A 25,925-nucleotide genomic window follows, 5' to 3' on the forward strand; every position below is an offset into this window, starting at 1 on the left:
AATCAGACGGTGTTCTTCAGGACTCCGACTGATTCTCGCGAACGCCGAAACCCGTTGCATGGCTGCCAAAATTTCAATGATCGAACCGCGTCGACCTCAGAAACTCGCTGCAAAAGCCTGGCTGCCGCAATCCGTTGCAGATGCCAGGCCGCAGACCGCAGTCTTGCTGGGGCTTTTGCTGTCCCTGGCTTTGCCGATGGGGCACTCTCGCACGATTGCTCAGCCGCCTGACGATGTCACACCGGGATCAGTCTTGCTGGACAACGGGCTGATCCTCCGCGGACTGTGCACGTCCGGGGCAACCCTTTCCGGAGATCCCCGGCCGGTTGCGAGCCTGAGTTTGAAGAAGATCGATCAGAGTTTTCGTGCCTATTATGTGGCCAACCGAATGAGCGGCCCAATTGTGCCTGACAACGCGGCAATCCCCGCGGCTGACTTCCGCATCATGCAGAAGTTCGACGGTCGGAAGCCGCTGGTCTACGCGATTGGATTGCATGAGAAGAATCCGTTTCAGCCAGACGGCCGGTCTTTTGTTGAGTTGACGTTTGCGGAAGGTCGGACTCTGAAAATTGACGTCGGAATCGTCGGCCTGAACTCACTCTCGGCTCAGGTGCGCGGGCTGACTCATGATTGGGTCTACGGGGTTTCACTGGCTTCCATTCCCGACGGCACGCTCTACTCCGGCCTCGGTCAGCCGGGTGTCATCACACACGTGAAAGGTTTCGACGATGGCGAGACACAGCTGAACCTCGCCCAAATGCTAATGCAAGCGGACAAGTTTGATGCGTCACGCCGATTGCTGGACGACATCGCACTTCAGTTTCCCGATCTGAAAAAGCGGTGCGAGCGTTCGATAGAGATCTGGAACGACAAAGCGGGCGACAAAATTGTTGCCGAACTACAGCGGATGAAAACTGTTGGCAAAGATTCCACCGCCGAGCGCTACGCCCGGGAATGGCCAGACCCAAAGCTGGATCCCGTAGTGCGTGTGCGAGCCCGGCAGTTCATCCAGCAGATGGATGAAGAAAACCGGCGTCTGCAAATCGTGTCGATGTCGTTGGACAAGTTGCTTGGCGATGTGGACGACAAAACGCTGCGCCGCGACGCGACTCAAATGTGCACAGAACTCAAACGAGAACTGGACGCCAACTCACTACCGCGTCTTGCCGCGTATGAACTGGTCTGGCAGGACGAAGGCCTATCGGCCGAAGCCAAAATTGCATTGGCCGCAACCGGCTGGCTGTTGGGCGCCGACAATGCGATCGACGAATTCGCGGACGCATTTGGCCTGTTTCAAATTCGGTATTTGTTGGCTGACTACATGAAGACAGGCGACAGCGAATCGCGAGCACGCGACGACTTGCGAGAAAAGATGCAACAGGCAGAAGGCTATTCGGTCCAAAGAATGGCGATGCTGCTGCGGCATCTTCCCTCCGACGGTTCGATAAAGCCACAAGCCGGTGCGTGGGACGATGCCCGACTGTTCACAACAGAAGGCTCAGACACAGAAACCGGTTGCCTCGGCCAGATTCCATCAGAATACGCCGACACGCGCGAGTATCCTCTGTTGATCGCGATTCCCTACGGCAGTAGCGGTTTAAAGGCGACGTTGCAGTTGTGGAAGGACTATGCGAATCGCCACGGCTACGTCCTGGCCGTACCGGATTTGTTGCCACCCACGGACCCGGGATACGCGGCCACAGCGACTCAACATGCACAAATGTTGGGACTGATTCGGCGACTAAAGCAGGGCCTGTCGATCGACAGCGACAGAGTGTTCATCGCCGGACACGGAGTCGGCGCCGACGCGGCGATGGATATCGCGACCGCTCACCCTGACCTGTTCGCCGGCGTCATCCCCATCTCCGGGCTGGGGCGAAAGCATCTGCTGTGGACGATTCAAAATTCGTCGAACCTTCCATGGTATGTGATCGTCGGCACCCGACAGCCGCACTACCCCACAAGAATGATTCCGCTGCTTAACCGCATGCTGTCACGGATTCACGCTCGCGGACGACTGGAATATTGTAACGCTATGGTGGTCAGCTATCCGGAACGCGGCGTCGAATCATATGCTGAGGAATTTCCGCAGCTATTCGAATGGATGGCAGTGCAAAAGCGTTCCGCCCCAAGCGACTGGATCGATGCAACCACCGTTCGCAGCACTGATCTAAGCTGGGGATGGATTGGCATGGATTCCATCGAACCTCGATTCACAAGTCTCGACGAACCCCTTTCACCCGACGACCGCCCGGAATCAGAAGGCCACGTTCAGGCGGAGATTAACCAGAAAGCCAACGCCATTCGGATTCGCTCGCTACCCGGCAATGGCTTTGTCCGCCTGTCACCCGATATACCAGAACTGGACCTGGCAAAGACGGTAGTCGTCATTCGTTCCGGCAACCGACCTCAACAGATCGACTACCAACCATCGCTGCTGGACCTGCTGGAAGACTTTCGAGAACGCCGTGACAGGTCGCGATTCTACTTTATGAAGGTTGCGATCGGCGGCTGATGTTTACCGGCGGCACAGGCGTCGGAAGCGGCCAATTGAACTCAGCACGAGGCCAACATACGGAAGCCGATGTCGTGAATGTCGATCAACGAGCGTTCAGGTGATCGAGCTTAAGAAGATTCCGGCTCGCGACTTCGCAGCAAGTCTTTGGCTCGTGCGATCATCGGCCCGATGGAATTCTTCGGCAGGCTCAACAGGCGGCTGATCTCACGATAGCTTTTGCCTTCCAAATAAAACGACTCGACGACAGATCGCAGGTTCTGTGGCAACCGCGTCATCAGCGAATCCACTTCGTCCTTCGCATCAACGCGATTCGCACTACCGTCATCCGCGGTCTCAGCAAAGCTTGCCTGGTGAGCCTTCACATGGCCGAAGGCCTGCAGGTATCGTCGCTGCGTCAGTTTTCGAAGCACCACGCGACGCACAATCACTGTCAAGTAGGTGGCGAAGGAACTACGCCCACGAAACGCACGGATCGCTGCCAAATTGCGGTCCAACAACGCAGTGAAGACCTCCGCCGTCAGATCGTCCACGTCGTCAGCGTTAAGCTTTAAACTATGAGCCGATGCCGTGTGTCGAATGACCTGCACGATCAGGTTTGCGTAACGGTCCACAAACAGATTCCACGCTCCGGATGCCCCGGAAAGCAGATCGTTTACGAGTTTTCTGTCTTTTTCAGTGAGTGGCATGAGTTCAGACCGTGCAAACCAGCCGGGGCGAAGCCAAAAGTTCCTCTCCCAGTATTACGCTGCGTCCCCTTAATTCTGAGCATTCGAAATACCAAACACGAAGGAAACTGATTGTTTTTAGAGGATTGGCCCGCAATTTGTTACCAAATTCACAATAACCGGGCGGTTTTCGGGCGTCTTCAGCCTTCAGACCTCACCGCTCCGCATCCACGCTCAGTATTGAACATCGTGTTTTCAAACGTGGTAATTACAGCCTCCAAGACAACGCTCGCTCGTGGAGGTTCCACCGATTTCGCCGATCCTTCCCCCTTAAAATATCGATCCGTTTGCGGTGCGTGGCTTCCGTTTTCACGGCATAGCTTCGTTGAAATGGCGTGCTGCAGGGCGGATTTTGGGATGCCGAAGCCGCAGAAGCCGGACAGGTTCCCAAGCCACGCCCAACACGCCATCCGCGCTTAACTTCGGGTTTCGCATCGAGATTCGGTCTCAATATGCCTACGGGGCGTTTGTTGTGGGTTGAGAGATGGAAATTGCCGACACAAATGACGTAAAACCCGGCTGTCGGGCGGTGACTGTTGTATTTCGCACCACCGCTTAACGATGCGTTTGCCGGGATCGATCGCAAGGTCTTCCGGAATGTCTTCAAACCCGGTTCTCATCACTTGCTGTCGAGTGGTTTGAGACCTTTATAGATGTCTGAAAGGTAATGAGATGACTCACGTTGTTGCTGAACCGTGCTTCAATTGCAAATACACCGACTGCGTTGTTGTTTGCCCCGTTGAGTGCTTCTACGAAGGCGAATCGATCCTCGTGATTCACCCGGACGAATGCATCGACTGTGAGGCTTGCGTTCCGGAATGTCCCGTGGAAGCGATCTTCCACGAAGACAACGTTCCCGAACAATGGGCGGCCTACACCGAACTGAACGCCGAAATGGCGCCTCAGTGGCCAGTAATTACTGAGCAGAAGACATCAATGGCCGAAAGCGACGGCAACTGCCCGTCCGCCCAGTAGATCGGTCTCGCCAACGCTGTCCCGCGAGGCTGTTGACATTCAAAGACTCCGGGACGGATTTGTCGCGGAGTCTTTTTTGTTCCCGCCGAAGGTGCTCAGTTACTTGAAGGCAGCACTTCCCGGCTGCTATTGTTGTGCCTGCGGCTCACCGAACGCACAACGGACATGTCGTGTCCTCCGCATTTGATGCGGCAGATCGGTTATTAGAATCGCAGCAAGAGTTAGACACAGATTTGCTCTGGTGGTGGAATTGGTAGACACGCCAGCTTGAGGGGCTGGTGGGAGATAATCCCGTGGAGGTTCGAGTCCTCTCCAGAGCATTGACCGTCCTGTTTTGCAGGACGGTTTTTTATTGCGCGGACCGGTGTTTCCGGGCCATCACGCGTCGACCGGCCTCCGCAGCGGCGGCTCTCAGGTCGCAATGAGCGTGGTCGAATAAGAGCTCGTTCAGGTGTTGGTCAACCTGAACGAGCCAGCGATTGGGCGATGCAGTTGACGGCGGCCATCGCGCGGCAGTTGGCAGCGGCTATCACGCAATGTTAACGCCGCCAGCCTTCGGGTTTTCCATCGGCACACAGGTCTGCATGATCGGGACATCGCGGTTGCCGGGATTCACCATCAACTTGACGCCAAGACAACGGAACCGGAACTGACGCGTCGCCACGCTACCTCCAGCGTCCGAAAACTCATCAACTTCTCCCTGCGGTGTGTTGAAGTTGATGTTCACCCAGATGTTGTTTTTCTGAGCTACCGGCATGCGGGCTGCCGCTGTGTTTCTGGCCTGAAGGTTGGCCGCATGATTGGGATGAGCCCCCACCGGAATGGCTCGTGGCGCTGGTGGATCCAATTTCGCCAGTTCAGTTTGCATCGCGGCGGAGTTGAGGGCTCGCAACAGCGAAGCCTTCAGCTGATTAGTGTCTTTGGCGACAGAATGAGTGCCCACGTCCCCGGAACTAATACGAGCCTTCTGGAACAACGGATGACTGTGCAGCTCGTCTGTCGGTACGTGCAGCCCCGCGTGTGGATTCGGAGCTGCAGTGCCTCCGCCGCCAGCTGATACGCTAACGTTAACGCGTCCCGCCAGCATCGTGCCGACATCGATTAGTGTGTAGTTGGTACGTGCGTATGGCATGATCGATTTCTCTTCAGGAAACATGTGGCCCGGTTTGGAAACGACTTGTCCGAATGTCCGACGACAAACAGAGAACTCGTTGCTAAGCCTTTGTCGTTGCCAGACCGTACTGGGTTGCGTGAAAAAGTGCCAAAACGCCCAACCAATCGGCCCGCCCCGCCAAACAGTCCACCTGTATCATGCGTAAGGCCTAACGCAAGCGGTTCCGCGGCCCCAGCTTGCTTCTCCTCACAAACATCCACGATGCGAATGTCTCGCCGAAGCTGGCCACTTGCCTTCCGCCCGCACGTGATGTTGTTGTGTCAGGTCGCTTGTTTAAGTTCTTAGACCACGCGGCTCAAACGGGCATGTATGAGCCTTCATCTTCTTCACACGGAACTGGTCGGCGTGTACATCGATCTGGCGTGCAACCGTGAAGAGTTGCACCCGCACACCACAAGATCACGCACACAAGATATTACGGTTGCGCGACGGGGCTCGGCGGTGCGTTTTCTCAAGTCTGTTCGGTGGAGTGATCAATGCTAACGGGAGTGGCCGAGAGGATGGCGACTCCGGCGATGATTGGCAGGGCGAGAAATGCCCACAGGGCGGGGCCGTAGGTGCCGTAGACGTCGTCGGCAATTGCTGCCGGCACTGGTCCGATCGCGGCGGCGAATACCATGATGGACATAGAAACTCCCTGAATTGCCCCTTGGTGTTGCCTGCCGAAATAGTTGATCCAGACCATGCTCCCGGCACTGCGGATGATTCCGCCATGAAGTCCGAGCAACGCGGAGTACAGAAAGATCCATCCTGGCGACGGCAGGAATATCAGCAGCAGAATCGCGCAGACTTCCAGCGCCATCGACGATGCCAGTACAAAACGCGCGGGCATGTGATCGATGAGGTAGCCGGCAATCAATGTTGACACTGTGGCCGCTACTGCCTGAACTCCCAGCGCACTGAGAGCCAACGCGCGGGAAACTCCTTTTTCGTTCAGGATCGAAACCTGATGAAACATCAATCCCGTGCCAACCAGTGAGACAGTGGCGACGACCGATGCAATCTTCCAGAACGCAGAACACCGAATCGCCTCTTTAACGGTGTAAGATTTTTCGGAGATAAACGGTACGGCGTCGGCATGCGAAGCTTCGACAGTCTGCATCGGCGTGTCCGCCGCTTCAGGTTTCGTAGTTTCGTTCACTGGAAAGCGCCAGTCGGGAAGAAACCCCAACGGCTCAGGACGATCGCGTAGAAACACAGCGGCGGGGACGACCAACAGGCCACAAACAATTCCGCCCAGAACGATCCATGTGTTTCGCCAGCCGCAGTAATCGATCAATAAATTGTTGACCTGCGGAACAATTAACACAGACGCCGTTCCACCAACGGCACAGATGCCAGCCGCTCGACCTCGATAGTCGTGAAACCATTCGCCTACAATCCAGTTCGCGATCAGTGTCAGCGAACCCTGGCCCAAACAACGGATCATCGTGAATCCGACGTAAAGCCCGGCGAGACTTCCGACCTGGCCCATCCACGTGCAGGCACCTCCCAGACCGACCGCAACTAGTGGCAGGATTTTTCGAGCACCAAAGCGGTCCACGAGCCGACCAATGAACGGCAACAGTGCGCCCCCGATGAGGGTGGCCGTCATATACGCGATCGAATAGCCCGTTCTGTCGATGCCAAGTTCTTCGAGCATTGGATCGACGAAAGCCGCAACGGAAAACGACTGCCCAGGCGCCGACATGAACACGGTGGCCGCTGCAATGGCTAACATGATCCATCCCGGATGCCTGTCAGCGTCACGTTCTAAGGCGGGAGATATATTTAATGAGGTAGCGATTTTGGCGGCGGTGTGGCAGGGACAGCATACGGGGGCACAGGTTCTCGCGAGTTGGTCGAACCATCGTTAACGACACATGTCGAGTCAACGACGTTCGGCAAAGTCCCGAATGCGGGAGTCCTCGTTCCGGCCCAACCCCAAAATCGCGGCCAACCTCTGCTCACATCGCTGTCCCTATCCAGCTAGCTGGATCACTCGCCGGACACCTTCAGCATTTCCGACGCGCCGGCCGCTGCATACACTTTGCTCGCAACGGGGGCGTCGCTTATCCCGGATGCAGAAACATTGTACGGAGCACAAACACTCAGAAGCCCGTCAACGTCAAGGTACTTGACGGCTCCCGGCACAAACATCGGAGCGTCCTGCTTTGTGAGGTCTTCGAACCGGAACCCTTTCAGGTCGACCGTCGTTTTCGTGACGGTATCGCCCGCCTGACTACGTGCCGCGAGTACAAGTGGACCCGCCGTCCTGCCTTCTCCAATGAGTTCCACGTCCTGTTTTCCGGCCACCGACCTGGCGTGTTTGATCAGCGTCAGAATATCGTGCGTGCGTTTCGCAAACAGCGAATGGTTGTAGCCATATGTGTAGCCAGAGAATCGTTCCCATCCTGCCTGGCCTCTTCGCTGGTACCACATCCGCTGCGACTCGAGTGGCTCACCATTTTTCAGGAACTCACCCTGGCCAGACAGGTCTGCCGTCACGACGGTGTATCCGGACTTCAGTGCCTCCCCGACGGAATCAATGACTCCATCGCCACTCAGCAGACCAGACTTCCCGGAATCAGTGATCCAGACCACGACACCTTTCTGATCTACGTTGCTGCCCTTCAATATCGCGGCGGGAATCTGTTCACCCGCATCTAAGTGGTTCAGGCGACCAACCGTTAACTGAATGCCATCGAGGGAAACCTGCTTTGTGTCTGTAAACTTCACGTCGCCGACGGCGTCAAATCGCCGACCAAGGATCGTTTGCCAGGCCTTGCCAACTACATTTTGGTATTCAGATAATTCATTGCCATTGCTCGGGATCAGGTCGGCCAGACGCTCATCAGAATCCGCGGTCGCCAACTTCAAAAGCTCGATTTCGTGGCTGTCGCCGATGTCCGTGCCGGACGGTCCGGGATGCTGCTCGTTCCAGACGGTTAACTGCTCTTTCGAAAGCAAATCGAAGTCGCGTTCGAGAATGGGTTCTTTAAAGCCCAGGTTGAAATGTCGGTTGAAGAAACCGTACATCACCACGCGATTGACATGGTTGTAGTTGTGAGGAAAGTGCGTCTGGAACACGGCCGTCAATCGATTCTTGTGTCCGAGTATCGCGTAGAGATTCTGAAGATCGGGATAGCCTTTCGTCTCCAGTTCCCTGGTCCAGTCGTCTGCGGCGGTCAGCCCCAGCGGTCGAGGTGCGATGGCGGCAGCGATGTCGACGTTGCCCTGATCAATTCGCATCAAAGGAGCGTTCTCGCAAGTGCAACCACCCTGCATCGCCGTCGAAACCATCACGCACGGCATAGCCGCCGTCACCCGATCATCGATAGCCGCGATGATCATCGCCTGAGTTCCACCTCCGCTGGCGCCGGTGACGCCTATACGGTTCGAATCGACGTCCGGTTGTTCCAGCAGGAAGTCAATCGAACGTACCGAATTCCACGTCTGCAGTCCCATCATGTTTTCCAAACGGAGTTCAGCCTGTGTGGCGAAGAAGCCCCAATTCTCAGCCGTATCAAGATGGTCAGACTTGTCCGGACGGTGTCCGATTTGAATCGAATCACAATTGCCCGTCATGTCATAGAAAAACGCAATGCATCCCATGCGAGCCAGCTGTACACAGCGTGCCTGAATATGGTTGCGGCCTGCGTTTACGAAACGTTCAGCACCAGTGGCGATCAGTTTCTCCGCCGCATCGACGCCAGCGTCATAGAATCTCGCATCGTTCCAGTGGCCATGCGGACACAGGATCGCGGGGAACGGCCCGCTCTTTCCCTTCGGGCGATACAGACTCCCCGTCACGAAATGGCCGGGGATCGATTCGAAGTAGACGGCTTCGACCGTGTAGTCCTCAAACTCGATTCTCTTATGAACGACGGCGTTGAGCTGAGTTTTGGTAGGCTCAGGCCATAGCCCCTGCGAGATCAAAATGCGTCGCTTGATGTCTGCCTGCCGCTGCGACCAGTCCGCTTTGTCGGCCACGGCCTTGAAGGGAAAGTAACCGTTCAATGTTTGAAGTTCACCAACTCGCGAGTCCGCAGGAATCTCTCCGACAGGATACGCACGCGGCGATTGAGCGACGACCGGCTGAACCGACAAAAGTGACATGAGGACGATGGCAACAATTCGCATCAAACTCTCCGGTGTTGAAGAAACTTTTCGAAGACCACGCTGCCATCCGATGAATTTGTTCAGCGGGCTGGCACCTAAGGCTCGCACGCTACGTCAGAATTCGAAGCAGAGACAAAGCGCGGCGTGCGGTACAAACGACAAACGCCACCTCAGCACAAACTGCCGTCAACAATCGCGAACGAACCAGGCGGCACACTGATCGTACCCGATATCGTCCGTCGCTCAATTGTGGCCCGACTATTCTGGCGGTGCGTCATTCCCAAGACCTCCGCGGAAGAACGCCAATCGAACACACGTCTTTCACCGTCTTCCTGCCCATCCTGTCCTCGAAGGCATTGCCTAATGCAACTCGCGGACGAGTCCGTAGCACAACGCCTGTAAAAACGTTTCAACAGGCGCCTGGCAGACGAATATCGTGAGTACGAGGTTGTTAGCGACGTGGAATCGGCTCCGGCGCCGGGACGGATTGGCGGTCGGCTGACAGCAAGTACCGTCCGCCAAGTTCGCTTGGGCACCAGCCCCCACGCGGAGTGCACGCCTCTTGAATATCGGCCCATCTTGATACTGAAGGAAAGAACTCAGGCATTCTACCCCGGATTGCACTGGAATCGGGTACAGTACGGTCCATCATTTCATGACCTGTTAGTAACTGAGGGAATAATGGCACAAGACGATCACGCCGCGCCGAGCAAAGATGAACCCGAAGCGGTGTCGAACCACACGGACAAGATCACGTCGCAGGTGTTGGAGAAGGTCGGCACGTTGCCACTTCTGCATCGTGTCGAAGTGTGTCAGCACCACGACGGCAATTACCGGGTCAACATCTGGGAGCAGTTGGAGTCGATCGGGGATTCTGCCTTCTCAAAGACCTTCCACATTCGATCGTCCTACTACCTGAAGGTGTCGGACACAGGCGAAATCATTCGCAGTAACCCGCCGCTTATCAACCTCGGTTGCTCACCATAGTCTGCCCCAATCTCAGCTTAGAGCAATTCACCCGAACACTTGGCCGCGCGGGGCTCTGTTGTTGTGTACACCGTCGCATTCATCCAGATAGTCAACGAGGGCCGCAGCCGCGTTATTGCCGTTCGGAGTCTCGGAAAGCTATTGATTCCGCTCAATTTTCTTACACGACCGCCTGTTTCCGTGAGCAAACATGGCGAATTTTTTGTATGGTTTCCATGAATTCGACACCGAGTTTGGTCCGGTCAATTTCTGGAACTCCGATGGTCGGCAGGTGTCGGAGCGGGTGTCCCCAAGAAACCCAGCGACCGAAAACGCTGTCGAAACATAATAATAGCTTCCACGTCCCCGTAGCTCATCTGGATAGAGCGTGGCTTTCCTAAAGCAGGTTTAGGACCACCAAACCCCATAAAACACTGGGTTTGCTCTCCAAAAGAATGTTCAGATTTATCTGATTTGATGCCTCTGCAGGTGTCGCGACACCCGTTGTTTCCCCGAAACGCGGTCTAGCTCTTTACCATTTGATCAGCTTCAATCAGCATCAGAATGGTTGCGCGAGTGTGGTCACTCAGGTGTGGCCAAGACTCTGCAAGTTCGGCTGGAACAGCGGCCTTGATGGCCACTTCTTTGCTGTCCAATGGTGAGGTGGACAAGCTGTTCGTTTCAACGCTTACATCGTTGATTGGTACGGCGTCCGTCGATGGCTCAATGGATGTGGCTGTCTCGATAGCTGCATCTGTCGCAGGCCCTTCATCTGCATCCTTAGTGGCATTAGGCACGTGCTCGGCTTCAGCGGCCACCAGTGTGTCCACGGCCGCTGGGAGCGACTCCGGAGGGGCTTCAGCGTGATCTTGCGTGACTTCCAATACCAATGGCTCGAGGAATTCTTCGCACACGCCGGCCGGATGTTCGAGGCCAACGATGAATTCCGGCGAATCCAGTTCCAGCTCAATAACATTCTCCGCCTTCACAATGTCGTCAGCTTTGGGCGTCGTGGTATCCGGAGTCGTTTCTTCAACGCTGATTGCAACGGCCGATTCGGGTGCTTCCGGCTTGTCGACAGGCAACGTTTCAATGGCGGCGATGGAATGTGACAGCGTTGGCAGCAACCTTGCGACGCTGTCGGCCGCCTGCGGATTGTTGACTGCGAATACAGAAGCGGCGATTAGAGACGCGAAAAACATGGCTGTTCCTCTCAGAGATAAGTGGGCCGGGATGGCCAAGGCGGGGCAGCTCAGGGAGGCTTGAGAAGCTGCTCACCGGCTGGCGGATCTTTCATTTGATCCAGCACACTGGTCATCGACGCTGACGGCTGGCTGCTCTGAGTAACTCGCGGAAGATTTACTGATCAGGAAGAATGGGAGTTCCGCGTGCCGGTTTAACGGGTCATGCGCCCGGTTCTGAGGGCAACACGAGCACATCCTTGATTGTCAACGTGCGACCGACTACGCCACCCGTCGTTTGCGGCGAATCATCATGCCTGCCAGCCCAAACACAGCGATCGACCCAATCCATGTTGAAGGTTCCGGCACGGCGGCGGTATCGGTAAAGCTAATGCCATCCAGTGTGAAATTAGCCGTCGAGGATAGTCCGGTCACATCAAGACGGAGGCTGTACGCCTGAGACAGGTCTACTCCCGAGAAATCAGACATCGGCACGACGATACTGTAGGGAGTTGGTGAGGAGCGAAAATCGATGACCTGTTCCTGTATGCCCGATGGTGAACTCACTCCGACGGTTGCCTCAAAATTCGGCCCGATGACTCCCAGATTCGCTGAGCCGACGTCGATAACGTAAGAGCTGTTCTGGAATGGTGACAGGTCGAACACGTCCGCTCGGCTGCCGGGGACGTGCTCAATCATTAGACGGCCAAGAAACGGTGAAGTGTAGGCCGGGTTATTCGAAACAAACGACAGTTGTCCATTTGCGGTATCAACATTCGCGACGATGGATCCAACTGACATCTGCCCCTGAATCGTCAACCGACGTTCTCCGTTCACAAGTTGTGATGGATCCTGATTCTCTATCAAATTCGACACATTTCCATTGGCAGCATTTGCCGTCACGGACTGCATGCCGACCTCGAAAGAATCGATGATTCCAGCTTCCGAAATTCCACAGAACGAAGTCAGCAAAACGGTGAAAGTGAGGATGGACGAGCTGTTCATGTGTATTCGCTCAGTGGAAGATTTGCGGGGTGTGGAAATGCCAGGGCCAGCGCGCACTTTGGGCAATTTAGGCTGGCGCGACAAGTGAGTATTGGTTAGTCTTTTCGTGTCGTAACATCGGACTTCACGAGGAGAGGACAAGAGATGTCGACAGTTGAACTGGCGGTCACCCAGGAGCTGACAGGAAACATTGTTCATTACTTTGATCAATTGAAAGACCCGCGTTCCAACATCAATCGTCTGCATCTGCTTGGTGATGTGATTGTGATCGCCATTTGCGGAGTGCTGGCCAACGCCGACGGCCCCAGTGCGATTGCGGAATGGGCGCGACTGAATGCCGATGGCCTGCAGAAACACCTGGCACTTCCGCATGGCATTCCGAAAAAAGATACGTACCGGCGCGTCCTTTCTCTCCTGAAGCCGAACGACTTTCAAGCGTGCTTCGTGCAATGGATTGAATCGCTGGAAGGACTTTCCGACGAACAGAAAGAAGGCTACAGAAAACAGATTGCGATTGATGGCAAAGCACTCCGTCGATCACATGACAAAAAGAATGGGCTGGGTGCGTTGTTCATCGTGAGTGCGTGGGCTTCTGATCAGGGGATTTCTCTGGGACAGGTGGCGACGGAAGAGAAGTCGAACGAGATCACCGCGATCCCGAAATTACTGAACGAAATCAATATCGATGAGGCGATCATTACGATTGACGCAGCGGGTTGTCAAAAAAACATTGCGCAGCAGATCGTGTCTGGCAATGCAGACTATGTGTTAGCCCTGAAAGGCAACCAACCGAAACTCTATGAGGTCGTGCAGAAGTTTTTTCTCGATCACCTGGAGGATGACTTCGCTCGCTGTCCCGTCAGTCGCTATGAAGAAACAGAGAAGGGACACGGTCGGCAGGAACAGAGAATCTACTATCAGGCGACCGTGCCTGTCGATTTTGACGTGGGCCACAAATGGGCCGGACTCAAGACCATCGGAACGGCGATCCGAATGTACGAGCAGGACGGCATTCATCATTCTGACGTTCGCTACTACATCAGCAGTCTGCGTCGCAAAGGCGAGCTGTTCGCAACAACGGTTCGTGGTCACTGGGCCATAGAAAACACGCTGCACTGGAGTCTCGACATGACCTACCGCGAGGATGAGAGTCGAGTCCGAAACCGAATCTTCGCGAACAATTTGTCATGGCTCAGACGACTCACACTCAGCCTCATCAAGAAACATCCTGGCAAACAAAGCAACGTCATGAAAAGAAGAATGGCCGGATGGAACATTGACTATTTGATGCAAATCCTTACCGGCAAAACAACTTAGTATGCGCTGGCCCTGGTGGAAATGCCGGTCGCAGATGCGCAAGCGGGCTGAAGTGTCCACGATGTCGTGCGGTGCGAGAATCAGACGAACGTGCCAGCGTTTTTGCCTACGCTGGCTTTGAGTTTGTTGGGTGAATGTGCGGCGCTATCGTGTTGACTGAACGGTCAGACGTTACTTGCTTTGGCAAAGTTTCGCGTTTGACGACAGCGACGCACACAACACGAGACACCTATCAGACTCAATACCACGAAAGATCCAGGTTCAGGGACTGTTGATGCTGTCACGTGTGTCTGAAATCCCAAGTCATCCCCGGTTGACGCCGGACTCCATGCGGCGACAGTGCCCGGCCTTGTGTAAATACTGCCGTTGCTATACACGCCATTGTTTGTCGCGCTTGTCGCCCAAGGGGGAGAACCGAACGGCCCTCCACTCCGGCTTAGCGAGTAGGAAAATATCTCTCCATCGAACACAGCAATTGCGGCAGATGAAACGTCGATGGAAGTGACTGGCGTCGGGCCACTTCCGCCATTGATCTCTGGAATCGAGTCCAGCGTAATTGTGGTTTGAAACAGCGAGTTGCTTTCGAGCGGATCTGGGATTCCTGCTAAAGTGTTGCGGATGGAAAATAAGAGGTCTCCCTCAGCCAGCGTGTTCTTTGAGATCTGCAGATCAATTCGGCTTAGAACTCCGGTTACGCCTACTTCGAAAGTCTGTGCGACTGATTGGACGTCAGCAATTGCGATTCGAAAGCTGGCATTGGGAACCAAGTTCGATTGGTCAATGATGTCTGCTACAGCAACATCGAATGTGCATGGTGCCAAGAGCACTGAAAACAGGCAGGCGACTTTCTTAAGCATGAAAAACCTCTTTATAAAACGTGACGCCGAAAATGGCTTAATCGAATTCCGAAACTGGTGCGCCCCGCAAAACTGAGTGCCAAAGTACCCCTCGGTGCTACCACCTGTCAAATCTATTGCAACGGTTCAGTTGTGGGGACGACAGTTTCAGCGATCCGACTCATTCCCCGTCCAACACCATCGCAGGCCCTCACACGCGAATCTGGAGAACCGTTTTCAGCCGGTCGACTCCGAAACCGCCTCGAAACCACCTGAAACCGTGACGCCGTCATGCAATCCCGATAAACTCACACCATGACAGCACCAGCAACCACACCGGCTCGCAAACCCATTTCCGCTGATCGCTTCGGCGTGGCATGTCCACATTGCGGAAGCTACAAAACGCGAGTCCTGAAGACGCATCGGCGCGTGCCTGGAGTGACGCATCGGATTCGGTTTTGTGTGGAGTGCAAACGAAAAATGCGAACGGCCGAACGCATTGTGGCGAGTTCAGACCGTTCGCATTTGGATGTTGATGTGGATGTGGCTACGTGACCGCTGGCGGTTCTGACTCCAGCTCCGTCGCGGCATTGGTCGACTTCAGTGACTCAAATGCCATCGCCACACTGGCGTCTTTGCAGTGGTCGAAGCTCACCACGTATTCTCCATCGCTGGTCAAGCCGACACTAATTTCGGGACCGTTGAATGACTCACCATATTCCGGATTGTTGGCGTCCTCACCACCCTCAAGAATGTCCTGAAGGAATGGCTGTGGTAATCCCGCAGCTTCACAAAGCGAAACAAGATCGCGGAAGTAAATTTCCCTCAGCCGCAACTTCGGGTAGGCGATTGCGTACACGCGACTCAAGCCGGGCGTTTCCAAACCGCATGACTGCATGATCCTGTTGATTTCCTTGTCCGGTTCAGAAGGGCGATCAGTCGTGTTCGTCTCGGTGGTGGTGGTCATCTTTCAAGCTCCATTGGCAGACTTAAAAACCGGATGGAACGCAACATTGCGAACCGACAAACCGGCTGACCAGCACACCTATAAAGATGTACTCACGAACGCGCGTACCGATTCCGCAGACGGGAACGCGGGTAAATGCTTGAGACTTAATCCTGTACCGGATTAAGTCCATTTGCGAGCAATGAACCTGGTGCATACGATGCACGGCAGCCACCGTCTTTCTTCGGAAAAGGCGTGTTGGTCAGGTGGCGTTGGGATGCCAGTCCCTTCGCCACCGTTTTCTAGTCTGGCTTGTGTGCGGTGATGATGTCAAGCGATTGTGACGTTGGCCATGGTTTCACAGTGTCACCGATCCGGCCTTCCCACTTCCACGCCGTCGACTTTGAACACTGGTTGAATGAGTTCTCGCGTGAATGAAATCATGGCGACGTGATGGTGTCAATGTGGTTGGTGGAACCGGACAAACCGGTTTACTGACCAACTTCGCATTGGTGGTGACAACGATACGCCCCTAGGCTATGCTGAGTCAGGAACAGGGTTCAGTGGCGTCACTGAGTTCGCAAGGGCGAGGAACAATGAAGTCCGTCTTACAGCGAACGTGAAGTGGAAAAGTTCAATACCCGATCTGTACGTCAGCGCTCCCCCAACGCATAAATCGCAATTCGTTAGGTGCTCATATGAAAAGCCGATTCGTTGCAATACCTGTCGGTCAAGGTGACGGATTCTTCTATCAGGATCAAAACACCTCCCTGCTTGTCGATGGGGGACGCAGCGTTCGTGCTATCGCGACTCAGTTTCAAACTGCGTTGTCGCGCACCAAGCTTGACATATTGATTTGCACTCACAACGACGCTGACCACGCGAATGGCGTTCTTGGCCTGTTGGAATCTGGAATTCAATGTCGAGAGGTCTGGTTACCGGGAAGATGGACAGAGCGTCTAAAAGATTTGCTTGCAAACCCATACGACTTTTCTCGCGAGCTCTATGGAGATTGGCAGGCGGCTCATGAAGACCTCGACAAGGTTGGTACACTTGACGAGTATGGCGACATCCTTGCGATAGAGGATCAACGAGCTGAGGAAAACGAACAACCCAATGAAATCGACGAGGGCACGGACGAAACGTTGCTCGATGCGCTAGAAAACGCAAGTGCCGAGAGTGATTCGTTAGTCCCTGCGGATTACTTTTTTGAGTTTGGACCTTGCCCTTGGATTCCATATGGCCCGCGCGGTGCGAAGATACTTGCGGACGCAGTAGAGGCCGCCGCCAGAATACGAAGCATTGCATTGGCGGCATTTCACGTCGGTGCCACAATCAGGTGGTTTGAATACGGCAACGGTCAACCCGTGCAGCATTCGACGATCCTACCATTGAACTGCCGGGAAATTGTGAAGGTCCGTCGGCTTGACGCACGTGCATTGAAATACTTGGCCTTAACTAAGGCGAACAAAGAGAGTTTAGTATTCTCAGTGCCACCGACCGATGCGAACCCCGGTGTTGTGTTCTCGGCAGATTCAGATTTTGACTTCTCCTTCAATCTAAATTCCAATTCCGAATACCTCGTGACGGCCCCGCATCATGGGGCTGAATCAAATGCGAACGCTTACACTCAGCTTGCCTCTGTAATGAACAACGGAACATTTGTAAGGAGTGATGGCAAGTATCGCTCTCGGCCCGGCAAATCGTTCCTAAAGCTGCCATCCAAAAGGCGATTCTGTACATTGTGCCGTGGCGTTGATGTACCAAAACAAACTTTAGAATTTGAAGGTGATGCCAGTGGCTGGAATGCAACCCCAGCCGTACGATCATGCGCCTGCCAATAAAACGCACCCAACAACGCCGTGGACCGGATCATTCAGTCATGCGGCAACTGAAATCAAAGCCTTCCGTTCGTGCCCGGTTACGGCAGCCTTTTTTTTTGCAGTAGGAGAACGGATGCTGGTTCACTGCTCGAACCCAGAATGCTCGGCTCAATTTGCCGACGACCGTTATGCGTGTCCGTCCTGTGGCGGCAAGGTTGGTGAACCAGTCACTTTTCCTGCTCGTCTCACCCGTCGTTGCGACCGCAACAAGCGTTACCTCATCTTGTTCACGATACCGTTGCTGCTATTTGGTGGTTGTGAGCTATTCACGTTCCTTTGCTCTCCATTTTCTGGTCGTGTGTTCGACCGAGACGTCTGGCTTGCCCAATATGGAAGCAGGGCCGCTGACAATCCACGCGCGAGCATGGTTCAACACCTCAAATGGGCACACCTCCGAACCGGTATGACCCGTTCTGAAGTCGTTCAGCTGCTTGGCGAGCCAGACTGGGAAAAACAGATGAATCTATTCTCGTACAATGTTGGCATGTGGAGTGGCTTCCGTATGGACTACGACAGCCTTGATGTCCACTTTCTTGGCGATTACCTGAGTCATGTTCGTTGCGTCCAGCATTGAACTACAGACGCGGCGTTCTGTCTAATCTAGGTGTTGCCATGCACCACGTGGCAGCAGACTGCGACGCAAGAGCAACAAGGCCATGCAAGTGAGTTGCGTTTGGCCCACAATCACAACGGCTATCAACCGCCACGTTCAACCTCTTGTCCCTCAACTTTCAACCGACGGTTCCGCTCATCGTTCGCGGCTTGAATCCTCTGCGACCATTCCTGAACTTGGCGCAAGCTTGGATTCCAGCCTCGCGGCACCTCATCGGTGGGCGTGTCGAACTTGATCGACTCATCAAAGATCATGTTTCGCACTCGGATAGGGAACAACGGAACAAATCCGGTCTCGGCTCGATCTTCGAATGCCATCGTCGCTGCGGTCTCTGCAATCTCACTCAGCACCATCATCCACAACTGCTTTCAGTGAGTGAATCTGCCGGTGCAACTCAAGCAACTCCCGCCGTCGGATCGCAATCGCAACACGACCATGCTGGTTCACCAGGGAACGCATCAACACCGACTCAACATCTGGTGACAAACCAAGCTCACCAACTCTATTAATGGCGTCTTGAATTTGCCCCAACGGATCATTGAGATTGAGGAATTCGTCATCGCGATCATCGGCGCGAAGCTGATTGCTCTCAATACTGTGGTCCAAGCCGACGGCCTCATTTTTCAGCAGACGTAGTTGCTCAGTTGGGCTTTTCGTTTCGGTCGTCATCGTTTTGGGCTCTCGAAGTCAAACAGGAATTACAGACAAATCAGCATACGGCACAGCGGCAAAGTTCACGGCCGAGATTGCCGGGAAATACACTTCGGCATTCGTCCAGTCGTACGGCGCATGATCTGTGAATGTTGCCACATTGCCTGCCCCATCGGCAGCAGTGATGGTAGTGAAGAACGCTGTTGTCGGATCGGCACCGGCTGGCAACATCTTGACGTACATCCCCACCCATTCGTCAGTGAAGACGGCCGTTACCCCATTCATCTGAGTGGCGTTTCTTCCGACGGTAATTGTCCCTTGAGACTCATTCGACAGCGTGGGAATTTTCAGCTTTCGACCGTACCAGTCCAGCAATGCTTTTTCACGAACCGGCTCATTTTCGTCATTGAGGATCGCTTGCTTGACTTTTTTGGTCCATCCGGGTTCTTTGTGGGTGAGGCGTTAATTCGTTAGTTTTCGTGGGATGCAGGGAACAGACTTTTACGAACAGATTTTGGGACTGACGGGGCCGTGGTTTGTGGCGGACGTTCAGCTGGATATGGAAGCTCAACAGGTCGACGTTTTCGTCGAACATGGCGAGGGCGAAACTTTTTGCTGTCCGGATTGCGACAGGCAGCTGCCGTGCTATGACCACACGAAGTCTCGCCAATGGCGGCATCTGGACACGATGCAATTTGCGACCATCCTTCATGCCCGCACGCCTCGCGTGAAGTGCCCGGATCATGGCGTCAAACAGATCAGGCTTCCCTGGGCGGAAAAGAACAGCCGCTTCTCATTGTTCTTTGAACGCTTCGCCATCGACGTTCTTCTGGCCACACAAACCGTGAAAGGGGCGTGCAGCATTCTGGGGATCTCATGGGATGAATCGTGGCACATTCTGCAGAAGGCGGTGGCTCGCGGGAAGGATCGCAAACAATCGAAGAACCTCCCTCGAATCGGCATCGACGAGAAAGCCTTTCGAAAACGACACAACTACGTCACGCTGATCTATGACTTGGACAAGAGCACTGTCGAAGCGATTTCCGATGGTCATGACACGGCAGCCGCTGATGCCTGTTTCGATCAGCTTTCCGACAGTGAAAAGCAGTCTGTGGAGGCGGTTGCGATGGACATGAGTGCCGCATACGTCAAGAGCACCAAAGGCAACATTGCATTGGCCGAACAGAAGATTGTGCACGACCGCTTTCACATCATGAAGCTGGCAACCGAAGCCGTCGACAAGGTCCGTCGGTCGGAGCAGAAGAAGCTTCGCGCCGAAGGCGATGATCGATTGACGGGAACTCGGTATCTGTGGCTTTCAGGCCAGGAGAATCTCAGCGAAAAACAGCAGGAACGCTTTGATGCCGCATGGAAGGCAGAGTTACTCACGGGCAAAGCGTGGGCCTACAAGGAGATGCTGCGAGACCTCTGGGTTCATGACACTCCGGCAGAGGCCACGACGTTCTTCAATGACTGGTACAAGCGAGTCATCCACACAAAGCTGGAGCCAATGAAGAAAGTCGCTCGCACGATCAAAGAACGCTTAGCCAATGTGGTGAGCTACTGCACTCACGGAATCACAAACGCCGTCGCCGAAGGAATGAACAGCAAAATCATGGCCATCAAACGAAGAGTCGGCGGATACCGAAACCGCGACAACTTCAAAACCGCCATCCTCTTCTACTGCGGAGGACTCGACCTCTACCCACAATAATCCCGGATGGACCAATAAGTTTCGTGCTGAATTTACACGTACATCATGCTGGGGAGCGGTATGACAAGCAAACAACTTCAAATACTTACCATCGACGATAGTTTGGCAGACGCGTTGGTGCTACGATCGTGTCTCAAGCAGGCATTTCCCGCTGGCTTCGATCTGACCCATGTAACGAACGCCGAATCAGGACTGGAAGCGCTTCGTGAGAATCCATTCGACTGTGTATTCCTTGACTACCTCCTGGGGGATGACGACGGACTTGACGTACTGCGACGAATCCGTGCGTCCGGAGACGACGTTCCAATCATCGCGTTCTCGGGAAACGGTTGTGAAGATGTTGCCGTCGAGGCGCTAAAGCGTGGCGCCCAAGACTATATGGTCAAGAGTCGACTGACATCCGAGGCGATCGAGCGTGCCCTGTCGAACGCGATTGAGAAAGTCGCACTCGCTCGGGAGCTTAAAGAGAAACGTCAGGAACTTGAGGACTTCGCCCACGTCGCGGCCCACGATCTTCGTGGACCTTTGACAACGATCCGGGGAATGGTTTCTTTATTGATCGACGGCATTGGTGGCCAGTGCGATCGCGACGCAACCGAACTTTTAAAACGTGTCGAGGCTAGCTCGTTCCGCATGTTTCGGTTGCTGGACGCATTGATGGAATATGCCGAATCAGGGCGGTCCCAAAAACAACTTGTCGCAGTGAACCTTTCCACCGTGCTGTCGGCGGTGCTGGAAAATCTTTTCGCTCGGATCGAGTCATCAGGCGCACGCATGCGACACGCAAAGTTACCCGAAGTGCTGGGTGACGACGTAGCCCTAACACAATTGCTACAAAATCTTATCGCCAATGCGATTAAGTTCTGTCGCGAATCCCCGCCCATCGTCACTATTGGGGCTCAGAAAGAAGGCGGCAACTGGGTGATTTCTGTCGCAGACAATGGCATTGGTATCGCCCCCGAACACCTGGATCGGATCTTCGCTCCCTTCAAACGTCTACACACACAGTCCGAATTCGAAGGTTCTGGTATCGGCCTGGCGACCTGTCGGAAAATCGTTGACCAGCACGGCGGCGAGCTTCGCGTGGAGTCGAAATTGGGGTGCGGTACTACTTTTTTCGTGACGCTCAGGGCTGCATGTGCATCGCATACGAATCTGACGATCGGTAGGCCGCACATTCGAGGCACACAACCTAGCGCAAACGCAGAATTATAAAGAGGAATTTGCCATGCCTCATTTATTCAATTTCAGAACCTGGCCGCGCTTCTTAGCTGTCGTCGGTACACTGCTCGTCGCATCTTACGCCTATGCTTGTGATTGCGGTTGTGAAGACGGGCTCGGTAGCGAAAACGCTGCAGTAGATGGCAATCTGGCTGGTCCATTTGACTTCTTCACAAACTACGGCGAGTACATGCCTCGCATGCACTGCCTGCAAACAGCCGACGGAACACCTGATTGGCCATGGATTGTTGCGCTGATTGCCTTGAACATGGTCGTAATGGTCGGATACGCACGAATCGTGTGGTTCTGGCGGTCATGTTATCAACAAGAGGCGTCGCAAGATCGCGACAAAAAGCTGATGCAGCTCGCATGGCTGTTCACCTTGTGCGCAGTTTGTGGCTACGGAATGTCGACGATTATTTTCTTCTGGCCCGCGTATCGGCTATTGGCATTCCTGCTCTGCGGACTTGCATTCATCACGTGGCGGTTTGCGCTAGACCTTTCTCCCTTTCAAGCGGCTTTTACGTCACACCGCTTGCAACGGGAGTTGAACGAAGCACTTCAAGCTAAGAACCAGGACCTGCTCACGATGCTCGATTCGTCGCCTGTCGCCATCATTTTGGCGGACGAAAATGGCAACATCGAAGCATTCAACGAACCGGCAACGACAACCTTTGGTTACACCCAAGAAGAAGCAGTAGGGCAACCGGTCGAATTGCTAATTCCAAAGCGGCATCACGAAGACCACCCGAAGCTACGCGATTCTTATCATGCCAATCCCAGCAATCGGGCGATGGGGATTGGGCGTACGGTCTACGGGCTGCGGAAAGATGGGACGGAGTTTCCCGCGGACGTCGGCCTGCGCACGATGACACAAAACGGCCACCGGAAGGTCATCGCAGCGGTAAACGATTTGACCGACACTTATGCAGCCAGAAGAGCGGCCAACGAAAGCGAGGCACGATTCTTTAACATTGCTAACAGCTGTCCGCTGAGCATATGGGTTTGCGACAGCGATTCGGATTGCACATGGCTGAACAATCGTTGGCTGGAATACAGCGGCACCACGCTTGACGAAAATTTGGGTTCCGGATGGCTCGAAATCGTACACCCTGACGACCGCGAATCGGCGGGCGCTATCTATCTTGATGCATTCAGGCAGCAGAAAGAATTTACGCTCGAATACCGTCTGCGTCGACACGATGGTGAGTATCGGTGGCACACGGCTATCGGTAAGCCTCGTCTTGGCGAAGATGGGGCTTTCCTGGGATTCACAGGTACCAGCATCGACGACCACGACCAGCGTGAGATTCGTCTGGACCTGGAGCAAGCCAATTCAAACCTCCAGGAGACCAAAACGGTCTATCGTTCGCTTATCGATCAAAACACAAATTACCTCAAACTTCTATCGCTTGACGGCAAACTGGTGGACGCCAATGCCACCGCGCTAACTGCCGCAGGGATCAAACTTGAGGATGTCAAAGGCAAGCATCTAGCCGATACACATTGGTGGAGCCATGCACCGGAGCTACAGTCGCGTCTGCGGGAATCAATCGAGACCGCCGCGCAGGGCGATTCAATCGCGTTTGAGGCGTCGCATCTTGTCTGGGACGAGACTGTGGTTGATATCGCGTTCTCCGTCAAGCCCGTCCGGGACTCGCAAGGAAAAGAGATCTACCTTCTCGCAGAAGGCAAGGACGTCACCGAGCACAAACTTAAAGAGAAAACTCTAAAGCAACTCAATGCGTCGCTCCACGAGTCAGAGCAGAAGGCAATGGAGGCGTCGCGCGCTAAAAGTGAATTCCTGGCGAATATGAGCCATGAGATCCGTACCCCACTCAATGCAATCATTGGTCTCAGCAATATCGTGCTGCAATCCGAACTCAATGATCTGCAACGCGACTACCTGTCGACGGTTTCAGAATCGTCCGAATCGCTTTTGCAAGTGATCAACGACATTCTGGACTTTTCCAAGATCGAGGCGGGCAAACTGGAACTGGAACAAACCGATTTTCAAATCCGCGAGCTGGCCGGGGATGCACTGAAGTCATTGGCACTAAAGGCACATGCCAAAGATCTGGAGCTGACGTATCGGTGCGACACTGAAGTACCCGAGGTACTTGTGGGCGACCCCGGTCGTTTACGGCAAATTTTTGTGAATCTAGTCGGCAATGCAATCAAATTTACCAAGACCGGTTATGTACTAGTCGATATTCGCAGGTCCGACGAATCGGTATCCAACCCTGACGGTGTGATGCTTGATGTGAGCGTGACCGATACCGGCATAGGAATTGATCCAAACGAGGCAGAACGAATCTTCGAAGAATTCGAACAAGCCGATTCTTCGACCACTCGCCGGTATGGAGGCACGGGACTGGGACTGTCGATCACGTCACGTCTGGTCGAGGCGATGAACGGAGAGATCTCGGTAAGCAGCGAAGTCGGCAAAGGTAGTACCTTTCGTTTCAAGGCAGAGTTTGCCCACAGCGATAGACAGCCTTTGCAACCGTGGCGTGAGTCGGTGCAAAAGCTTGGCAAGCTGCGTGCTCTGATCGTCGACGACAATGCAGTGAACCTAACAATCCTGGAGGAGTCCTTGGCTCCGTATACGGACAGCCTCGAAAAGGCTTCCAACGGTGACGACGCGATATCGCTGTTGGTTGAACGCGCACGCGAAGGCAGAGCGTTTAACATGGTGATCTCCGACGTGAATATGCCGGGGATGGATGGCTACAGTTTGGCCGAAAAGATTCGGAAGGAAGACAGCGAGTTTGGGATGCCAATCATCCTGCTTACGTCGTCAGGGTATCGTGGCCCTCAGCGGCAAATGAGCGAACTGAACATTGCAGGTCGCTTGCTCAAACCCGTCAAACAATCTGAACTCCTGGAGCTGATGGTCCACGCACTGGGCCTGGTCGACAAGGTGCAAACAGGTCCCGTCGCTATGTCGGATAAGCTAAAAACCGATGCAAAAGCACTCACATCGTTGAGTATCCTGCTGGCCGAAGACAGTGTTCCTAACCAGAAGCTTGCAATGGCGATGCTCAATAGTGCCGGGCATCATGCGGTGGTTGCAGAAACGGGCCGTGAAGCCGTCGACGCATCCGGGGCTCAGGACTTTGATGTTGTACTGATGGATCTTCAGATGCCAGAGATGGACGGACTGCAAGCTACTGCTGCAATCCGTCAGCGTGATCGTATTGCCGGCCGTCACACACCAATCGTCGCGATGACTGCTCATGCGTTGTCAGGCGACCGTGAAAAATGCCTTGCAGCAGGCATGGATGACTACGTCACAAAGCCAGTGCGACCAGACAAATTGTTTGCAGCGATCGGTCGAGCGATCAGTGGAGAAATGCGAGCGGTTGAACACGCGAATAGTCCTTCGTCCGCAGTCACGCCGGTAGATATCCCCTGGGAAGAACTTTTGCGAACGTTAGGCGGCGACCGCAAAACACTGGCCGACATCGTCGACGCCTACGTTGACGAAATTGCAGAAGTCGTGCCTCGGATCGTACAAGCGATCGACAGTAATGATGCGGCACAGTTGCGTAAAGGTGCCCACAAACTAAAAAGCGCCATGCGGTACTTTCAGCTCTCAGAAGCAGGCGACACAGCCCAACAGTTAGAGAACTATGGCCAAAGTGGAGACTTCACCAAGGCAACTGAGGACTGGGCAAAGCTACGCGGAGTTGTCACATCGTTAGAGCCCACTTTAACCAACGCCATGTTAGCTATTAAACAATAGGCGAAATTGGAATTCCCTATGAATAGCGGTCGCTCAATTAAGCGTGTAATATCGCACGCAAGGCGTGTTAACGATGGAAAAGAAGTCTGCCAGTGAGTGCTTTACTCGCGACAAGCCGCTCGCTTCCTGATTTCGCCCGTCGGAACGCGGCGACGAACTTTGCTTCACAACTCCACATCTGTGATCACCCAGCCCACCTGACAATCCCGGACGCACGCTACTCTGAAGCGATTTCCGACAGATTTCAGAATCAACAACTGAACAAACCAGCGTTAAACAATACTACCGCCCGGCCAACCCCGCCAAACGCCTCACTTTCTCGCCCCTGTCTACACAGTGGCCCGGCATACA

20 protein-coding genes and 1 tRNA gene are annotated in these 25,925 nt (G+C 54.2%); 11 read left to right on the forward strand and 10 right to left on the reverse strand.

The features are described from left to right. Positions 1-58: 58 nt before the first annotated feature. Positions 59-2,515 carry an alpha/beta hydrolase family protein gene (locus Fuma_RS08650; protein WP_077023776.1) on the forward strand — a complete coding sequence of 819 codons (2,457 nt, stop codon included), beginning with the start codon at positions 59-61 and terminating at the stop codon, positions 2,513-2,515. A 110-nt stretch (positions 2,516-2,625) separates the two neighbouring features. On the opposite strand, the gene Fuma_RS08655 is transcribed toward Fuma_RS08650, so the two are convergent. Next, positions 2,626-3,204, reverse strand: coding sequence for an RNA polymerase sigma factor (locus Fuma_RS08655; RefSeq protein WP_077023777.1), 579 nt, complete (start codon positions 3,202-3,204; stop codon positions 2,626-2,628). Between the two features lie 711 nt (positions 3,205-3,915). Between Fuma_RS08655 and Fuma_RS08665 the strand changes: the two genes are divergently transcribed. Together Fuma_RS08665 and Fuma_RS08670 are read left to right on the forward strand one after the other, a co-directional pair. After that, complete coding sequence (locus Fuma_RS08665) at positions 3,916-4,218, forward strand: ferredoxin family protein (RefSeq protein WP_077023779.1); 303 nt, start codon at positions 3,916-3,918, stop codon at positions 4,216-4,218. A 235-nt stretch (positions 4,219-4,453) separates the two neighbouring features. Continuing rightward, positions 4,454-4,538, forward strand: a tRNA-Leu gene (locus Fuma_RS08670). 209 nt (positions 4,539-4,747) lie between these two features. On the opposite strand, the gene Fuma_RS08675 is transcribed toward Fuma_RS08670, so the two are convergent. The 3 genes from Fuma_RS08675 to Fuma_RS08685 all read right to left on the reverse strand — a co-directional run bounded on the left by Fuma_RS08675 (position 4,748) and on the right by Fuma_RS08685 (position 9,514). Next, positions 4,748-5,350, reverse strand: a complete 603-nt coding sequence (locus Fuma_RS08675) for a hypothetical protein (RefSeq protein ID WP_145944059.1) — start codon at positions 5,348-5,350, stop codon at positions 4,748-4,750. Positions 5,351-5,843: 493 nt separating this feature from the next. Further along, positions 5,844-7,112, reverse strand: a complete 1,269-nt coding sequence (locus Fuma_RS08680) for an MFS transporter (protein WP_077023781.1) — start codon at positions 7,110-7,112, stop codon at positions 5,844-5,846. Between the two features lie 257 nt (positions 7,113-7,369). Next, the gene (locus Fuma_RS08685; RefSeq protein ID WP_145944060.1) at positions 7,370-9,514 is read right to left on the reverse strand and encodes an acetylxylan esterase; all 2,145 of its coding nucleotides are present in this window, start codon (positions 9,512-9,514) and stop codon (positions 7,370-7,372) included. A 660-nt stretch (positions 9,515-10,174) separates the two neighbouring features. Here Fuma_RS08685 and Fuma_RS08690 point away from each other — a divergent pair. After that, positions 10,175-10,480 carry a hypothetical protein gene (locus tag Fuma_RS08690; protein WP_077028190.1) on the forward strand — a complete coding sequence of 102 codons (306 nt, stop codon included), beginning with the start codon at positions 10,175-10,177 and terminating at the stop codon, positions 10,478-10,480. A 503-nt stretch (positions 10,481-10,983) separates the two neighbouring features. On the opposite strand, the gene Fuma_RS08695 is transcribed toward Fuma_RS08690, so the two are convergent. Continuing rightward, entirely contained in the window at positions 10,984-11,661 is a 678-nt protein-coding gene (locus Fuma_RS08695; RefSeq protein WP_077023783.1) for a hypothetical protein, read from the reverse strand. 261 nt (positions 11,662-11,922) lie between these two features. Next, entirely contained in the window at positions 11,923-12,645 is a 723-nt protein-coding gene (locus Fuma_RS08700; RefSeq protein ID WP_077023784.1) for a PEP-CTERM sorting domain-containing protein, read from the reverse strand. 144 nt (positions 12,646-12,789) lie between these two features. Between Fuma_RS08700 and Fuma_RS08705 the strand changes: the two genes are divergently transcribed. Both Fuma_RS08705 and Fuma_RS08715 read left to right on the forward strand, forming a co-directional pair. After that, the gene (locus Fuma_RS08705; protein ID WP_077022421.1) at positions 12,790-13,962 is read left to right on the forward strand and encodes an ISAs1 family transposase; all 1,173 of its coding nucleotides are present in this window, start codon (positions 12,790-12,792) and stop codon (positions 13,960-13,962) included. Positions 13,963-15,113: 1,151 nt separating this feature from the next. After that, positions 15,114-15,353, forward strand: a complete 240-nt coding sequence (locus tag Fuma_RS08715) for a hypothetical protein (RefSeq protein WP_077023786.1) — start codon at positions 15,114-15,116, stop codon at positions 15,351-15,353. On the opposite strand, the gene Fuma_RS08720 is transcribed toward Fuma_RS08715, so the two are convergent. Continuing rightward, positions 15,346-15,765 carry a hypothetical protein gene (locus Fuma_RS08720; RefSeq protein ID WP_145944061.1) on the reverse strand — a complete coding sequence of 140 codons (420 nt, stop codon included), beginning with the start codon at positions 15,763-15,765 and terminating at the stop codon, positions 15,346-15,348. The genes Fuma_RS08715 and Fuma_RS08720 overlap by 8 nt on opposite strands. Before the next feature lie 677 nt (positions 15,766-16,442). Here Fuma_RS08720 and Fuma_RS08730 point away from each other — a divergent pair. Beyond that, positions 16,443-17,588 carry an MBL fold metallo-hydrolase gene (locus tag Fuma_RS08730; protein WP_077023789.1) on the forward strand — a complete coding sequence of 382 codons (1,146 nt, stop codon included), beginning with the start codon at positions 16,443-16,445 and terminating at the stop codon, positions 17,586-17,588. Further along, on the forward strand, positions 17,542-18,201 hold the full coding sequence (locus Fuma_RS08735) for a hypothetical protein (protein WP_145944062.1): 660 nt from the start codon (positions 17,542-17,544) through the stop codon (positions 18,199-18,201). The genes Fuma_RS08730 and Fuma_RS08735 overlap by 47 nt, the downstream gene beginning before the upstream one ends. A gap of 122 nt (positions 18,202-18,323) precedes the next feature. Here Fuma_RS08735 and Fuma_RS08740 read toward each other — a convergent pair whose 3' ends face one another. The 3 genes from Fuma_RS08740 to Fuma_RS08750 are packed head-to-tail and all read right to left on the reverse strand — an operon-like array spanning position 18,324 to position 19,266. After that, the gene (locus Fuma_RS08740) at positions 18,324-18,596 is read right to left on the reverse strand and encodes a hypothetical protein (RefSeq protein WP_145944063.1); all 273 of its coding nucleotides are present in this window, start codon (positions 18,594-18,596) and stop codon (positions 18,324-18,326) included. Continuing rightward, the gene (locus Fuma_RS08745; protein ID WP_077023792.1) at positions 18,580-18,909 is read right to left on the reverse strand and encodes a hypothetical protein; all 330 of its coding nucleotides are present in this window, start codon (positions 18,907-18,909) and stop codon (positions 18,580-18,582) included. The genes Fuma_RS08740 and Fuma_RS08745 overlap by 17 nt, the downstream gene beginning before the upstream one ends. Positions 18,910-18,927: 18 nt before the next feature. Continuing rightward, positions 18,928-19,266 (reverse strand): hypothetical protein, encoded by a 339-nt coding sequence (locus Fuma_RS08750; RefSeq protein ID WP_077023793.1) that lies wholly within the window; start codon positions 19,264-19,266, stop codon positions 18,928-18,930. Between the two features lie 109 nt (positions 19,267-19,375). On the opposite strand from Fuma_RS08750, the gene Fuma_RS08755 reads away from it, so the two are divergent. Genes Fuma_RS08755 through Fuma_RS08765 form a run of 3 tightly spaced genes read left to right on the forward strand, consistent with a single transcriptional unit; the run spans position 19,376 to position 25,574 of the window. Further along, on the forward strand, positions 19,376-20,605 hold the full coding sequence (locus tag Fuma_RS08755; protein ID WP_077023303.1) for an ISL3 family transposase: 1,230 nt from the start codon (positions 19,376-19,378) through the stop codon (positions 20,603-20,605). Positions 20,606-20,665: 60 nt separating this feature from the next. Then, positions 20,666-21,820: a sensor histidine kinase gene (locus Fuma_RS08760; RefSeq protein WP_077023794.1), complete on the forward strand. Its 1,155-nt coding sequence runs from the start codon at positions 20,666-20,668 to the stop codon at positions 21,818-21,820. Between the two features lie 13 nt (positions 21,821-21,833). After that, the gene (locus tag Fuma_RS08765; RefSeq protein WP_077023795.1) at positions 21,834-25,574 is read left to right on the forward strand and encodes a PAS domain S-box protein; all 3,741 of its coding nucleotides are present in this window, start codon (positions 21,834-21,836) and stop codon (positions 25,572-25,574) included. The last annotated feature ends 351 nt before the right edge of the window (positions 25,575-25,925 follow it).

This window comes from Fuerstiella marisgermanici (assembly GCF_001983935.1).
Classification (GTDB): Bacteria; Planctomycetota; Planctomycetia; order Planctomycetales; family Planctomycetaceae; genus Fuerstiella; species Fuerstiella marisgermanici.

Coding starts and splice junctions, on each gene's coding strand:
- Fuma_RS08695 (WP_077023783.1), bottom strand. CDS start 11,661: ATGTTTTTCGCGTCTCTAATCGCCGCTTCTGTATTCGCAGTCAACAAT.
- Fuma_RS08765 (WP_077023795.1), top strand. CDS start 21,834: ATGCCTCATTTATTCAATTTCAGAACCTGGCCGCGCTTCTTAGCTGTC.
- Fuma_RS08675 (WP_145944059.1), bottom strand. CDS start 5,350: ATGCCATACGCACGTACCAACTACACACTAATCGATGTCGGCACGATG.
- Fuma_RS08650 (WP_077023776.1), top strand. CDS start 59: ATGGCTGCCAAAATTTCAATGATCGAACCGCGTCGACCTCAGAAACTC.
- Fuma_RS08705 (WP_077022421.1), top strand. CDS start 12,790: ATGTCGACAGTTGAACTGGCGGTCACCCAGGAGCTGACAGGAAACATT.
- Fuma_RS08685 (WP_145944060.1), bottom strand. CDS start 9,514: ATGCGAATTGTTGCCATCGTCCTCATGTCACTTTTGTCGGTTCAGCCG.
- Fuma_RS08690 (WP_077028190.1), top strand. CDS start 10,175: ATGGCACAAGACGATCACGCCGCGCCGAGCAAAGATGAACCCGAAGCG.
- Fuma_RS08665 (WP_077023779.1), top strand. CDS start 3,916: ATGACTCACGTTGTTGCTGAACCGTGCTTCAATTGCAAATACACCGAC.
- Fuma_RS08730 (WP_077023789.1), top strand. CDS start 16,443: ATGAAAAGCCGATTCGTTGCAATACCTGTCGGTCAAGGTGACGGATTC.
- Fuma_RS08760 (WP_077023794.1), top strand. CDS start 20,666: ATGACAAGCAAACAACTTCAAATACTTACCATCGACGATAGTTTGGCA.
- Fuma_RS08715 (WP_077023786.1), top strand. CDS start 15,114: ATGACAGCACCAGCAACCACACCGGCTCGCAAACCCATTTCCGCTGAT.
- Fuma_RS08745 (WP_077023792.1), bottom strand. CDS start 18,909: ATGACGACCGAAACGAAAAGCCCAACTGAGCAACTACGTCTGCTGAAA.
- Fuma_RS08720 (WP_145944061.1), bottom strand. CDS start 15,765: ATGACCACCACCACCGAGACGAACACGACTGATCGCCCTTCTGAACCG.
- Fuma_RS08755 (WP_077023303.1), top strand. CDS start 19,376: ATGCAGGGAACAGACTTTTACGAACAGATTTTGGGACTGACGGGGCCG.
- Fuma_RS08655 (WP_077023777.1), bottom strand. CDS start 3,204: ATGCCACTCACTGAAAAAGACAGAAAACTCGTAAACGATCTGCTTTCC.
- Fuma_RS08740 (WP_145944063.1), bottom strand. CDS start 18,596: ATGATGGTGCTGAGTGAGATTGCAGAGACCGCAGCGACGATGGCATTC.
- Fuma_RS08700 (WP_077023784.1), bottom strand. CDS start 12,645: ATGAACAGCTCGTCCATCCTCACTTTCACCGTTTTGCTGACTTCGTTC.
- Fuma_RS08680 (WP_077023781.1), bottom strand. CDS start 7,112: ATGTTAGCCATTGCAGCGGCCACCGTGTTCATGTCGGCGCCTGGGCAG.